Origin of the sequence: Streptomyces milbemycinicus, assembly GCF_002154605.1 — a bacterium.
GTDB lineage: Bacteria > Actinomycetota > Actinomycetes > Streptomycetales > Streptomycetaceae > Streptomyces > Streptomyces milbemycinicus.
The window spans coordinates 1-584 of sequence record NZ_MUNE01001210.1; the positions used below are offsets into that span (position 1 = coordinate 1).

1 protein-coding gene is annotated in these 584 nt (G+C 69.0%); it reads right to left on the reverse strand.

What is annotated here, in order from left to right; genetic code table 11:
• A partial coding sequence (locus CCN51_RS52150) for a cytochrome P450 (RefSeq protein ID WP_143676253.1) occupies positions 1 to 584 on the reverse strand: 584 nt, incomplete at both ends.

Here is a 584-nt window from a genome sequence, read left to right on the forward strand (position 1 = left end):
CGTCCGCGATCGCGTTGAAGATGAGGCGGATCTCCAGCTCCGCGAGGCTCTTGCCGAGGCAGAAGTGCGGGCCTCCGCCGCCGAAGCCCAGGTGGGGGTTGGGGTCGCGGGTGATGTCGAAGTCCTCGGGCCGGTCGAAGACCTCCGGGTCGTGGTTGGCGGAGGAGTAGAAGATGCCGACCCGCTGGCCTGCCGCGATCCGCTGTCCGCCCAGCTCGGTGTCCTGGGTGGCGGTGCGCTGGAAGGACATGACCGGGGTGGCCCACCGTACGATCTCGTCCGCGGCGGAGGCCGGACGCTCGCGCTTGAACAGCTCCCACTGGTCGGGGTGGGTGAGGAAGGCGTGCATACCGTGGCTGATGGCGTTGCGCGTGGTCTCGTTGCCCGCGACCGCGAGGAGCAGGACGAAGAAGCCGAACTCGTCGGAGGCCAGATTGCCCTGGTCCTCGGCAGCGACCAGCTGGCTGACGATGTCCTTGGCCGGGCAGGCCTTGCGGTCGGCGGCCAGGTTCATGGCGTACGAGATCAGCTCCATGGCCGACTCCGCGCCGATCTCCTCGGTGATGGCGAGCTCCGGGTCGTCG